This is a genomic window from Flavobacterium tegetincola DSM 22377 (assembly GCF_000425485.1).
Lineage (GTDB): Bacteria > Bacteroidota > Bacteroidia > Flavobacteriales > Flavobacteriaceae > Flavobacterium > Flavobacterium tegetincola.
In genome coordinates, this window is record NZ_AUDN01000008.1 from 258,390 (window position 1) to 271,861 (window position 13,472).

Genomic DNA, 13,472 nt, shown 5'->3' on the forward strand with positions numbered 1-13,472 from the left:
CCGATTAAGTTTTCAAATTGGCGGCAAAATGATTCAGAAATTGTGCTGAATTGATTAAATACAGTATTTTTGTTTTCCAATTTATAAAACACTCAAGCATGAAAGCATATATATTTCCAGGACAAGGCGCTCAATTTACAGGAATGGGCAAAGATTTATACGAAAATTCTCCGTTAGCTAAAGAAATGTTCGAAAAAGCGAATGAAATTTTAGGTTTCAGAATCACAGACATCATGTTTGAAGGAACAGCAGAACAATTGAAGGAAACGAAAGTTACACAACCTGCTATTTTCTTACATTCAGTTATTCTAGCAAAAACGTTAGGCGAAGAATTCCAACCGCAAATGATTGCTGGACATTCTTTAGGTGAATTTTCGGCATTAGTTGCCAATGGAGCTTTATCCTTTGAAGACGGATTACGATTGGTTTCTAAAAGAGCTTTGGCAATGCAAAAAGCCTGTGAAATCACTCCATCTACAATGGCAGCCGTTTTACGTTTGGACGATAAAATTGTAGAAGATATTTGTGCTTCAATTGATGGCGTTGTTGTGGCTGCAAATTACAATTGTCCAGGGCAATTAGTGATTTCTGGTGAAACCGTAGCAGTTGAAAAAGCGTGTGAAGCACTTTTAGCCGCTGGAGCAAAACGGGCTATTATTTTACCTGTTGGTGGTGCATTTCATTCGCCAATGATGGAACCGGCTCGCGAAGAATTAGCTGCAGCAATTGAAGCGACTACCTTTTCTGAACCAAGTTGTCCAGTCTATCAAAATGTGACGGCAACTGCAGTTTCTGACGCTAACGAAATAAAGAAAAACTTAATTATCCAATTGACAGCTCCCGTAAAATGGACACAAACGGTGCAACAAATGATAGCCGATGGAGCAAGTTCGTTTACGGAAGTTGGCCCGGGACAAGTGTTGATTGGATTGGTTGGAAAAATCAATAAAGAGGTAGCTGTTTTTTCTGCTTAATTCACTTTAAAATTATATCTTACAAATCCTCATCTACTATTTAGATGGGGATTTTCAAATTTAAACAACATGACTACATTACAAGAACTATTACAGAAACAAACAAACGTCAAAGTCATTGCTCCTGAAATTGACTATTCAGATTATATTCCATTCGACTTATCGGCAACTACTACCGATTTACTAGATTTACCTTTGACCGATTCAAAAGCGTTTGAAGAATTTGTTGAGAATTATTTTTCTAAAAACCAAGCTAAAGTGGCTTATGGCGGTTATTTGGAACACCGAAATTTATACAAAAGAAGCACCGTTTTCAAAGACATCAACATCGAAGAACGGAATATTCACATCGGTTTGGATTTATGGATTAAAGCGGGAATTTCTGTTTTAGCGGCTTTGGACGGAACGATTCATAGCTTTCAAAACAACCTGGCATTAGGCGATTATGGTCCAGCGCTTATTTTAGAACACGAAATTGAAGGTTTGACTTTTTATACTTTGTATGGACATTTGAGCTTGGAAAGTTTGGATGGAAAAGCGGAAGGACAAGTTGTGAATAAAGGAGAAGTCATTGGCCAACTTGGCGCTCCACCCGTAAATGGCGATTATGCACCGCATTTACATTTTCAAATTATTGCAGATTTGCAAGGCAAAAAAGGCGATTATCCCGGTGTTTGCTCAAAAACAGAATTGGAGTTTTACAAAGAAAATTGCCCAGACCCTAATTTGTTGTTGCAGATTAGATAAGGCACTTTTACAAGTCAAAATATTTTTAATTGCAAATAAAAAGTTTTTCGTTAATTGTTTCCTGCAAGGTCTTTTTTTTGACCTTGTAGGAATTGTTAGATTTAAATACCTACAAGGTTTTGAAAACCTTGCAGGAGTAAGAAAATGATTTAATTTTGATAATTACGCTTCTGTCTTCCACCACTTTCTGATTAACGATTTCGACAATGCCTTTGCCTCTTCAGCAGTCAAACCTTTGGCGAATTCTTTATCAAAATTAAAATCATTACCAATTCCTTGTTGTTGCTTTCTTTCCTGGTACACAGTTGGAGGCTCTTCTACGGTTTTCTTAGTTGTGCTTCTATCTTCCATAATCCACTAATTTAAATACAAAATTCATAAATCTGAATAGCATATAGTTGCAGTTATTGCAATTCTATTTTATCCAACATAAGTTTAAACGATTCGTTTTTTCCGTTGCCAATTAAAAAGACAATTTCTTCAAAAGAAGTGGCTTCATAATTGGGTAAATCTAATTTTCGACCTCTAAAAGAAGGATATAAATCAGCTAATTTGATTTCAATTGTTTGCCATTCGCCCGAAGTTTTAAAAGTTGTAATGTATGAATGCGAAGTACTTGATTTATCTTTTATTCGAAATTGATAGTCTTTTCCATCCCCTTTTAATCGAATTAAAACCGTACTTTTTTCTGTTACAATTATTTTTTCAAATTGGTGACGAACAGATGAAAATCCGCCGTTATTTTTTAACGAAATTTCACCTTCAAAAACGCCATTTCCATCGTCGTCAATTAAAAATCGACCATTGGATTCGCCACCCATTACAACGTCATCGACAATTTTCCAATCATTTGTAATAGCGTTTTTATCGAAATCATATATCGTTATTGTACTCATAAGTAGCGTTAATTGAATTAGAAAAAGCTTCATTTTATATTATTTTCTCTGTTAAAGATAAATAATACAAAATGAAGCTCACTGTAATTATAAAAAAATTATACGATGTTTATCCTCTAATTTTTTGTTCCCACATCCAAGCACTAGCTAAACTTTCTTCTAAAGTCGATTGTGCTTTCCAACCTAAAACTTCATTCGCCTTATCCGTATTGGCGTAAGCCGACGTAATATCGCCTTCTCTTCTTCCTACGATTTGGTAATTTAATTTTTTATCTGAAACTTTTTCGAAAGCATTAATTACTTCTAAAACTGAACTTCCTGTTCCTGTACCTAAATTAAATGTTTCTACTTTTTCGAGATTCTTATTTTCCAAAAGTCGTTTTAAAGCTATAACGTGGGCTTTCGCCAAATCCACCACGTGAATATAATCGCGAACTGCCGTTCCATCAGGCGTTGGATAATCGTCTCCATAAACGGATAATTTCTCGCGTAAACCCATTCCTGTTTGTGTAATAAACGGCACTAAATTTTGTGGAACACCAATTGGTAATTCGCCAATTTCCGCTGAAGGATGCGAACCTACTGGATTGAAATAACGCAGTAAAATCGCTTTAATATTTGAAACTTTGGCCACATCAGTAATGATTTCTTCGCCAATTTGCTTTGTGTTTCCATAAGGAGACATTGCCGATTGAATTGGCGCGTCTTCCGTAATTGGCATTTTTTCGGCTTGACCGTAAACGGTACATGACGAACTAAAAATAAAACTTGCTTCGTCTTTTTTCTGTAATTCTTGCAACAAGTAAATGAGCGTACTCAAGTTGTTTTCGTAGTACAACAATGGATTTTCCACACTTTCACCTACCGCTTTTGAAGCCGCAAAGTGAATTACACCCTTAATATCATGGTGCTTTTCAAAAAAGGATTGTACCGCACTTTTTTCACGTAAATCTAACTTTTCAAAAATTGGTTTTATGTTTGAAATTGCTTCAATACCCACCATTACTTCTTCCGAAGAATTAGATAAGTTATCTATAATTACCACTTCAAAACCTTCACTTTGTAGTTCAACAACTGTATGAGATCCTATAAATCCTAATCCTCCTGTTACAAGTATTTTCATCATTTTTGTTTTTTGGGTTGTACCGTATAATCAAATACTTTATTATTCTCACGATCGTAAAAATTGTAAAATAACGTAATATTGCGAGTTCTAATTTCTTGCATCACCCGATTTGTATCCAAGTTCATTTGCGCGACATGCATCATTTGCGACTTTGCCATTTCAATATCCAACTCAATTGTATCATTGGGAATGTTGATAAAAGTAAAGTGATTCCTCATAGTATCGCCTTTTATCGTCACACTATCAAATCTCGTTTCACTATCAATCATCTTTGGTAACGTTCTATTTGTTTCTTCAGAGAGTTCTAGCAACAATTGATTACTACTGTTATCGTTTGAAAATAAATAATTGGCCCCAAAATATGCTGCTGCAAAACTGACTGCAAAAACAATGATTTGAGCGGGAGTAATTTTTTTAGACTTCTTTTCCATCTATTATTTACTAAAAAAACTTAAAACCGTTTGCGTAATAAATTCAATTTGATCATCGTCTAATTCCGTATGCATTGGCAATGAAATGACCTCCTTAACCAACTGATTGGTAATTGGAAAATCTTCTTCTTTATAACGCGAATCCAAATACGCCTTTTGACTGTGTAATGGAATTGGATAATAAATCGCACATGGAATTTCGTGATCAAGTAAGTGTTGCATCAAAGCATCGCGGTCAGCGTCCACAATTCGCAACGTATATTGATGAAAAACGTGGCAATCGCAGACATCGCAAATCATTGGAGCAATAATATTTTTATGTCCGATAAATGCATTAGAATATTTTCTTGCTGCATTTTGACGTGCTGCATTATAATGGTCTAACAAGGGTAATTTTGCATTTAAAACCGCTGCTTGAATACTATCCAATCTTGAATTTACACCCACTACATCGTGGTGGTATCGAACATACATTCCGTGATTTACAATTCCTCGAATCGTGTGTGCCAAAGCATCATCGTTGGTAAAAATTGCTCCACCGTCGCCGTAACATCCTAAATTTTTTGAAGGAAAAAATGAAGTTGAACCTACGTGACCAATAGTTCCTACTTTCTGTTTTTCGCCGTTTTTATTAGTAAAATTAGCACCAATGGCTTGTGCATTGTCCTCAATAACAAATAAGTTATGTTCGTTTGCAATTTCCATAATGGCATCCATATTTGCGGCACGGCCAAATAAATGTACAGGAACAATTGCTTTGGTCTTTGGTGTTATTGCTTTTCGAATAGCGTCAAGCGAAATGTTCATATTAACCAAATCTACATCCACTAAAACGGGAGTCAATTGCAATAATGCAATTACCTCAACAGTTGCTGCAAAGGTGAAATCAGCAGTAATTACTTCGTCCCCAGGTTGCAATCCCAATCCCATCATGGCAATTTGCAACGCATCCGTTCCATTAGCACAAGGAATTACGTGTTTCACACCCATATACGTTTCCAGATTCTTCTGAAAAGTGTGCACTTCCGGTCCATTAATGTAAGTATTTGTATCTAAAACCGTTTGAATTGAAGTATTTACGGTCTCTTTTATTTTTTCATATTGACTTTTAAGGTCAACCATTTGAATTTTTTTCATCTTGATATTACGATTTAAAATCAAGCAAAAATAACAATTTAATATGTCCTATCAATGAAATTCAGGTAAAGTAATGTAATTTAGCCCGATAAAATTTGACAAAAATGCATCTGCTTTATAATCTTGTAACTTATCTCACTTCGTTTCTATTAAAAATAATTGCGTTATTCAGCCCAAAGATAAAACTATTTGTCAATGGTAGAATTAATGTACTTTCAACTTTAAAAAGCAAAATTGCTGCTACTGATCAATGCATTTGGTTTCACGCTGCTTCTTTAGGCGAATATGAGCAAGGTTTACCGGTTATGGAAGAAATTAAAAATCGTTTTCCGAAACATAAAATTGTATTGACTTTCTTTTCTCCATCCGGATACGAAGTGCGTAAAAACACAAAAGTCGCTGATGTGGTAGTATATCTACCTGTAGATACGCCATCCAATGCAAAACAATTTGTAGATATCGTAAATCCCGAAATGGCCTTCTTCATCAAATACGAATATTGGCACAACTATTTAAATGAACTAAAAAAACGAGCAACTCCAACCTATCTAATTTCAGGAATTTTCAGAAGAAATCAATTGTTCTTTAAATGGTATGGCGGATTTTACAGAAACGCACTTAACGCCTTCCACCATTTTTTTGTGCAAAATTCTTCTTCAAAAGAACTATTATTGGAATTAAAAAAGACGAATGTAACCGTTTCTGGAGACACACGATTTGACCGTGTTGCTTCGATTTTAGAAAAAGACAATGCACTTGACTTTATTCATGAATTTAAAAATAATACTTTAACGGTTGTTGTGGGAAGCTCGTGGCCGAAAGATGAAGATTTATTGGTGAATTTTATTAATTCTACGCATCATAATGTAAAATTTATAATCGCACCTCATACTATAAAAGAAGAGCAAATAGCGTCCTTGTCTAAAAAAATGCTCAAAAACACGTTAACCTATTCTGGTTATTCAATCGAAACTTTGAGAAAACCAGATTTAAAAGAATATCAAGTATTCATTATTGACACCATTGGGATTTTGACAAAAATATATTCTTATGCAGATATTGCTTATGTAGGTGGAGGTTTTGGCAATCCGGGTGTTCATAACATTTTAGAACCGGCTACTTTTGGTGTTCCAATTGTGATCGGACCCAACTATTCGCATTTTGCCGAAGCCACTGCGTTGGTAAATATGGAAGGTTGTCTATCCATTTCTAATCAAAATGAATTGAATGAAGCATTTGAAAACTTGATTCAAAATGAAGACATTCGAGCAGAAAAAGGACATATTTGCAGCACTTTCGTGCAAATGAATAAAAATGCAACTGAAATTATTTTAAAAGAAATTTTATGATTGAATTCAACCCTTTAAAAAAATCCGATATAGAAGAAATTGTTCCAATGATGGAAGATTTCTACGCAATTGATAACTATCCGATCGAAGCTGAAACGACAAAGAAATTGTTTGAAACCTTTGTGGCAGATCAAAATTTAGGTCATTGTTGGCTGATTTCGTACGACAAAACAGTTGTTGGATATGTAATTCTAACCTATATTTTTAGTTTTGAATACAAAGGAAAAATCGCATTCTTAGACGAACTTTACCTTAATGAAAATGCTAGAGGAAAGGGAATTGGTAAAAAAACTTTGGAATTTGTACGCAATCAAGCGCATCAGAACGATTTGAAATTGGTTTACTTGGAAATTGAGCCACACAATGCAGTAGCTAAAAAATTATACCTATCAAATGATTTCACGATACACAACAGACAAATTATGAAATACGTTACAAAGCCCTAAAAAATGTTAAATCTACTTTTTTAAGCACTTTAAATGGTATATTGCCAAACATTTCGTCCAAAGCGAAGTGTTTTTTCGTTTTTACTAAAACCTATTTTATTTTTTTAAAACAACGCACATGAAATTTTTAAAATTACTCTTACTTTTATTCGTCGTTCAAATGCAGGCCCAACAAGGCGGAATGTGGATTCCTTCATTATTAGAAGGAATGAACGAAACTGAAATGAAAAACTTAGGCATGAAAATGTCGGCATCTGATATTTACGATGTCAACAAATCAAGTTTGAAAGATGCTGTTCCTCAATTTAATGGTGGCTGTACTGCCGAAGTTATTTCTTCAAAGGGACTTTTACTAACCAATCATCACTGTGGTTACAGCCAAATTCAGTCGCACTCTACGGTTGAACACGATTATTTAACCGATGGATTTTGGGCAATGAAAATGGAAGATGAAATTCCAAATAAAGATTTAGAAGTAACCTTTATTGTCAAAATTGAAGATGTTACCACACAAATTCTAAATGGCGTTGAAGCACTAAATTCTGAAGCAGACAAACAGAAGAAAATTCAAGAAAACATTTCTAATTTAAACAAATCCTTTGCAAAAGAAAGCTACCAAGGTATTAAGATTAGAACTTTTTTTGAAGGAAATCAGTACATGCTTTTTGTAACTGAATCGTACACGGATATCCGATTGGTTGGAGCGCCGCCAAGTTCTATTGGTAAATTTGGTTCAGATACAGACAACTGGGTTTGGCCGAGACATACTGGGGATTTTTCTTTATTTAGAATTTATGCAGATAAAAATAACCGTCCCGCAGATTATTCAAAAGATAATATTCCTTACACTCCAAAACACTTCCTTCCAGTATCGCTTGACGGCGTTTCAGAAGACGATTTTACTTTAGTATTTGGATATCCTGGAAGAACGACAGAGTATTTACCTGCTGTTGCAATTGAGCAAATTGTAAAAGAAACCAATCCTGCAAAAATTGAAATCCGTGATCGTGCCTTAAAGGTAACTGATGGATTTATGAGAAAAGACAAAGCAATCAAAATTCAATACGCTTCTAAATATGCAGGAATTGCAAATTATTGGAAAAAATGGATTGGAGAAACACAAGGTTTAATTAAATCTAATGCAGTTCAAATTAAAAGAGATCAAGAAGCTACTTTTCAACAGAAAATTATCAAAGCAGGCAAACAAGCGGAATATGGAAATTTGCTAGCCGATTTTGAAAAAAATTATGAAGAAATCTTGCCTTATACTGTAAGTCGTGATTACTTTATGGAAGTAGTTTTGAGAAATACTGAATTGCTAGGTTTAGGGTTTAAATTATACCAACTGGAACAAATTCAAGCCATGAGAGGCGACCAAGCGCTAATGGACCGAAGAGATAACTTAGTGGACGGTCTAGACGATTTCTACAAAAACTTCAATCTACAAGTGGATGAAAAAGTGTTTGAACAATTAATTGATTTGTATTTGAATAAATCGCCTCAACAATTTATTCCTGCTGATTTAAAAAATACCAATATTGCGCAATTAACAGCGTCCGTTTATGGTACTTCCAAGATGACTACTTATGCAGGTGTAAAAGAATTATTAACTGGCGATTCGCAAACGGTTTTGAAAAACCTGAATAACGACAAGGGATATCAATTGGTAAAAAGTTTAGGTGAAGCATTTTTGAAAAATGTAAATCCTAAATATGAGCAAATCAATACACAATTAAGTGCGTTGCAGCGAACCTACATGAAAGCACAATTAGAACTGAATACCGACGCACGTATTTTTCCAGATGCGAATAGTACGCTTCGTGTAACTTACGGAAAAGTAAAAGGCTATGAGCCAAGAGACGCTGTTGCTTACGAGCCAGTAACTTATTTGGATGGAATTATGGAAAAATACATTCCAAATGATTATGAATTTGACGTATCCCAAAAATTAATTGATTTATATAACGTGAAAGATTACGGACCCTACGGTGAAAATGGTAAAATGCCTGTTAACTTCATTGGTACAAATCACACTACTGGAGGAAATTCAGGAAGTCCAGCTATTGATGCGAATGGAAATTTGATCGGTTTGAACTTTGATAGAGTTTGGGAAGGAACAATGAGCGATGTGTATTATGACCCCGCTATCTGTAGAAACATCATGGTTGATATGCGATATGTACTTTTTATCATTGATAAATATGCTGGTGCAAAAAATTTAATTGACGAAATGAAATTAGTACACCCGAAGAAAGGGAAGCAAAGTGCTAAAAAACAGAAGGTTAAAAATAAAAGAAAAAAGAATTAACTTTATTTAAGTTTTCTTTATGGTTTTGTGTTTTTGGCACAGTAATTGTAAAATGATTATTCGTTGAAGAGGTATTTATTTTTTTTAAAAAATTTTCCAAAAAAAAATTATCATATCAAAAAATTTATATCTTTGCATCGAATTAATAATTAACCTTTTATAAAAAGTAAGATGAAAAAAGTATTTTTAAGTTTAGCATTAGTAGTAGCATTAAGCGTTTCTTTCGTATCTTGTAAAGATGCAGCAACTGAAGAAACTACAACTACAACAGAAGAAACTACAATGGAAGTTCCTGTAGTAGAAGAAACTACAACTACAACTGACGTTGACACAATGGCTGTTGAAACAACTACTGAAACTTCAACTGAAGTTAAGTAATTCACAGTTACAGAAAATTAAGCCTCACTTTTAGTGAGGCTTTTTTTATGCCTTTATATTTTATTTTTCTAATCTATAAAAACAGGCGCGCCAGAAAAATCTAATATTTCAGCTTTAGAAACATACAAAGCCACTTCTGCAATTCCTTTTGCCAAACGAAGCTCCGTATTGAATTTTCTACTTTTAGCCAATTCCTTATCACCTATCATTAGCTTGTAGAAAAAAGTGCCGTTAGAGGCCTTAAATTTTAAACATTGGGCTACATGTGCATTTTCCTTTATCAGATCAATATCTTCCTCACAATACATCTTTAACTCATACGATTTACTACTAAACACAATTTTCCCTTTTCGCGACGTGTAGACAAATTTATATTCATCATTGTGTTTTTTAGATATAACAAAGGCACCCATATTTATTTTATCAGTTTAAGAATTATTCAGGACATGAAGGTGAAAAAGAATTTTCAATTTACAGCATAAAAAAACCCGTAATTTTTATTACGAGCTTGCACTGGAGCGGCTCCAAAAACGGAACCAATATGACTGTAGCTTATTTTCATAATCAAAAAAAAAGCTCGTAATTTTCATTACGAGCTTTTGTACTCAGAGCGGGACTTGAACCCGCACGAACATTGCTGTTCACTGGATTTTAAGTCCAGCGTGTCTACCAATTTCACCATCCGAGCGATTTACTGTTTTGTTGAACGTTATTCTTTACTATTATAAAGACATTCATCAACCTTGTAATTTACTTCGGCACAAATATAACTAAAAAAATCATATCCACAACCTCAATATTTATGGTTTGAGCGAAAAACGGGGCTCGAACCCGCGACCTCGACCTTGGCAAGGTCGCGCTCTACCAACTGAGCTATTTTCGCATTTCAAAATCTTAAAGAACAGCGCCACTATTACTGTGTTGCGGGTGCAAATGTAGGACTTTTATTTACTTACACAAACCTTTTTCTGAATTATTTTTAATGAAATTTATAACAATCTGAAAACGTAGTTTTTAAAAATTAAATTTTAACAAACTTATTTTTTAATCAGCATTCTTTTGATTTCATTCAACTTCATTAAGGCTTCTACCGGTGTCAAAGTATTGATGTCGATGTTCAAAATTTCTTCTTTTATTTCTTCTAACAAAGGATCATCCAAGTTAAAAAAGCTCATTTGCATTTCTTGCGATTCATTTTTAACACCATCCAAAGCGTCCGACGAATGATTTTTTTCCAGTTTCTTTAAAATCTTTTGAGCTCGAAGAATAACCGTTTGCGGCATTCCCGCCATCTTTGCTACATGAATTCCAAAACTATGAGCACTTCCGCCCTTCACCAATTTTCGAAGAAAAAGCACATTGTCCTTTAATTCCTTGACTGATACATTATGATTTTGGATGCGTCCAAAAATATCCGTCATTTCATTTAGTTCATGATAATGCGTGGCAAATAATGTTTTTGGTTTTGATGGATGTTCGTGCAAGTACTCCGCAATTGCCCATGCTATCGATATTCCATCATAAGTACTTGTTCCTCGACCGATCTCATCTAGAAGCACTAAACTTCTATCAGATATATTATTCAAGATGGAAGCCGTCTCATTCATTTCCACCATAAAAGTAGATTCTCCCATAGAAATATTATCCGAAGCGCCTACCCTAGTAAATATTTTATCCACCACACCCATTCGTACCGATTCCGCTGGAACAAAGCAACCCATTTGCGCAAGTAAAACAATTAATGCCGTTTGCCTTAAAATAGCTGATTTTCCCGACATATTGGGTCCGGTAATCATAATCAACTGTTGTGTTTCGCGGTCCAAAAACAAATCATTTGCGATGTAAGGTGTTCCAATAGGCAACTGCTTTTCAATAACAGGATGGCGACCATTTTTAATTTCCAATTCAAAACTATCGTCCAAATCTGGACACACATATTTATTTTCAATTGCCAGTTGCGTAAACGAAGTCAAACAGTCCAACTGTGCAATTAAACTCGCATTCAGTTGAACGGGCTTTATATAAGTAGCAATCCAAACTACCAACTGTTCAAAAAGCTCCGACTCCAACTTCTGAATTTTCTCTTCCGCTCCAAGAATCTTTGTTTCATACTCTTTTAGCTCTTCAGTAATGTAGCGTTCGGCATTGACCAAGGTTTGCTTTCTGCTCCATTCTGCAGGAACCTTATCTTTGTGACTGTTTCTAACTTCAATGTAATATCCAAAGACATTATTAAAGGCAATCTTCAATGAAGAAATCCCCGTTCGTTCCGATTCTCTTTTTTCAATTCCGTCTAAAAAATCTTTTCCAGAGGTTGATATTGCACGTAAATCATCTAATTCTGCACTAACTCCTTTTGCAATTGCATTTCCTTTGGCCAAAGCAACAGGAGCGTCTTGATTTAAAGTGATTTTAATTTTCTCTCGAAGCAAATCACAACTGTGCAAGCTGTCTCCAATAATTTTAACCGCTTCATTCTTGCTTTCCAACGCGATTTTCTTAATCGGAATAATAGCGTCCAACGAGTCTTTTAAGTAAACAATTTCTCGTGGACTTACTTTTCCTGCCGCAATTTTAGAAATCAATCGTTCCAAATCCGAAATTTGCTTGATCTGGTATTGAATATTTTTGAGCAAATCTTTATTTTCCTTCAAATAAGTAACCACTTGATGCCTTTTCTGAATCGCTTTCATGTCTTTTAAAGGCAAAGCTAACCACCGTTTCAACAAGCGACTTCCCATTGGTGAGATGGTTTTATCTATAACGTCCAAAAGCGTTACGGCATTTGGATTATAACTGTGATACAATTCTAAATTCCGAATCGTGAACCGGTCCATCCAAACATAAGCATCTTCCGCAATACGTTGTAAAATAGAAATATGTTGAATTTTATTGTGCTGCGTTTCTGACAAATAAAATAAGGCGGCACCCGAAGCAATAATCCCTTCCTGCAAATCTTCCACACCAAAACCCTTCAATGAATTGGTTTTAAAATGATTGGTCAATAATTCAAATGCATATTCTTCTCTATAAATCCAATCTTCTAAATAAAACACATGAAAATCTTCTCCAAAAGCATTTTTAAAATCTGATTTATTCACTTTTGGAACCAAAACCTCGCTTGGGTTAAAGTTCTGCAATAATTTATCAATGTATTCTTCATTGCCTTGTGCTGTAAGAAACTCACCTGTAGAAACATCTAAAAAGGCGACTCCAACATTTTTTTTGCCAAAATATATTGATGCTAGAAAGTTGTTTGATTTGGAATGCAACACTTCATCGTTCATGGAAACACCTGGTGTCACTAACTCTGTAACACCACGCTTGACGATGGTTTTGGTCATTTTTGGATCTTCCAACTGATCGCAAATGGCTACTCGAAGTCCCGCTTTTACCAATTTTGGCAAATACGTATTTAAAGAATGATGCGGAAAACCAGCCAATGCAGTTTCACTTGGCGAACCGGCACTTCTTTTGGTAAGCACAATTCCCAATATTTTTGAAGCCCGAACCGCGTCTTCTCCAAAAGTTTCATAAAAATCGCCCACACGAAAAAGCAAGCATGCGTCAGGATATTTTACTTTAATATCATTGTATTGCTTCATTAACGGCGTTTCTTTAACTTCTTTCTTTGGTGATTTCAATGCGTTTACTATTTATTTTAGGACAATATATCAGTG

General features: G+C 34.8%; 13 protein-coding genes and 2 tRNA genes. 6 read left to right on the forward strand and 9 right to left on the reverse strand.

Annotated elements, in window-relative coordinates; translation table 11 throughout:
* Nucleotides 1-98: 98 nt before the first annotated feature.
* The gene (gene fabD / locus H602_RS0102725) at nt 99-974 is read left to right on the forward strand and encodes an ACP S-malonyltransferase (RefSeq protein ID WP_026976639.1); all 876 of its coding nucleotides are present in this window, start codon (nt 99-101) and stop codon (nt 972-974) included.
* Between the two features lie 69 nt (nt 975-1,043).
* Entirely contained in the window at nt 1,044-1,721 is a 678-nt protein-coding gene (locus H602_RS0102730) for a peptidoglycan DD-metalloendopeptidase family protein (protein WP_026976640.1), read from the forward strand.
* 162 nt (nt 1,722-1,883) lie between these two features.
* Here the strand turns inward: H602_RS0102730 and H602_RS0102735 are convergent, their stop codons facing one another.
* The 5 genes from H602_RS0102735 to H602_RS0102755 all read right to left on the reverse strand — a co-directional run bounded on the left by H602_RS0102735 (nt 1,884) and on the right by H602_RS0102755 (nt 5,311).
* A complete protein-coding gene (locus H602_RS0102735) occupies nt 1,884-2,072 on the reverse strand; it encodes a hypothetical protein (protein WP_026976641.1) in 189 nt (62 codons plus the stop codon).
* A 53-nt stretch (nt 2,073-2,125) separates the two neighbouring features.
* Nucleotides 2,126-2,617 carry a CIA30 family protein gene (locus tag H602_RS0102740; RefSeq protein WP_035758785.1) on the reverse strand — a complete coding sequence of 164 codons (492 nt, stop codon included), beginning with the start codon at nt 2,615-2,617 and terminating at the stop codon, nt 2,126-2,128.
* A gap of 109 nt (nt 2,618-2,726) precedes the next feature.
* Nucleotides 2,727-3,740, reverse strand: coding sequence for a UDP-glucose 4-epimerase GalE (gene galE, locus H602_RS0102745; RefSeq protein ID WP_026976643.1), 1,014 nt, complete (start codon nt 3,738-3,740; stop codon nt 2,727-2,729).
* The gene (locus tag H602_RS0102750; protein WP_026976644.1) at nt 3,740-4,174 is read right to left on the reverse strand and encodes a hypothetical protein; all 435 of its coding nucleotides are present in this window, start codon (nt 4,172-4,174) and stop codon (nt 3,740-3,742) included. The genes galE and H602_RS0102750 overlap by 1 nt, the downstream gene beginning before the upstream one ends.
* A gap of 3 nt (nt 4,175-4,177) precedes the next feature.
* Nucleotides 4,178-5,311, reverse strand: coding sequence for a DegT/DnrJ/EryC1/StrS family aminotransferase (locus tag H602_RS0102755; protein WP_026976645.1), 1,134 nt, complete (start codon nt 5,309-5,311; stop codon nt 4,178-4,180).
* Between the two features lie 104 nt (nt 5,312-5,415).
* Between H602_RS0102755 and H602_RS0102760 the strand changes: the two genes are divergently transcribed.
* From H602_RS0102760 to H602_RS18050, 4 genes are all read left to right on the forward strand, one after another.
* Nucleotides 5,416-6,660, forward strand: a complete 1,245-nt coding sequence (locus H602_RS0102760) for a 3-deoxy-D-manno-octulosonic acid transferase (protein ID WP_026976646.1) — start codon at nt 5,416-5,418, stop codon at nt 6,658-6,660.
* Complete coding sequence (locus H602_RS0102765) at nt 6,657-7,106, forward strand: GNAT family N-acetyltransferase (protein ID WP_026976647.1); 450 nt, start codon at nt 6,657-6,659, stop codon at nt 7,104-7,106. The genes H602_RS0102760 and H602_RS0102765 overlap by 4 nt, the downstream gene beginning before the upstream one ends.
* Nucleotides 7,107-7,224: 118 nt before the next feature.
* Complete coding sequence (locus tag H602_RS18045) at nt 7,225-9,414, forward strand: S46 family peptidase (protein ID WP_035758753.1); 2,190 nt, start codon at nt 7,225-7,227, stop codon at nt 9,412-9,414.
* Between the two features lie 171 nt (nt 9,415-9,585).
* Nucleotides 9,586-9,792, forward strand: a complete 207-nt coding sequence (locus H602_RS18050; protein WP_035758755.1) for a hypothetical protein — start codon at nt 9,586-9,588, stop codon at nt 9,790-9,792.
* A gap of 68 nt (nt 9,793-9,860) precedes the next feature.
* Here H602_RS18050 and H602_RS0102785 read toward each other — a convergent pair whose 3' ends face one another.
* The 4 genes from H602_RS0102785 to mutS form a co-directional block, all read right to left on the reverse strand.
* Entirely contained in the window at nt 9,861-10,205 is a 345-nt protein-coding gene (locus H602_RS0102785) for a hypothetical protein (RefSeq protein WP_026976648.1), read from the reverse strand.
* Nucleotides 10,206-10,394: 189 nt separating this feature from the next.
* Nucleotides 10,395-10,480 (reverse strand) — tRNA-Leu (locus tag H602_RS0102795).
* Between the two features lie 122 nt (nt 10,481-10,602).
* Nucleotides 10,603-10,675 (reverse strand) — tRNA-Gly (locus tag H602_RS0102800).
* Nucleotides 10,676-10,829: 154 nt separating this feature from the next.
* Complete coding sequence (gene mutS, locus H602_RS0102805) at nt 10,830-13,397, reverse strand: DNA mismatch repair protein MutS (protein WP_157504837.1); 2,568 nt, start codon at nt 13,395-13,397, stop codon at nt 10,830-10,832.
* Between the last annotated feature and the right edge of the window lie 75 nt (nt 13,398-13,472).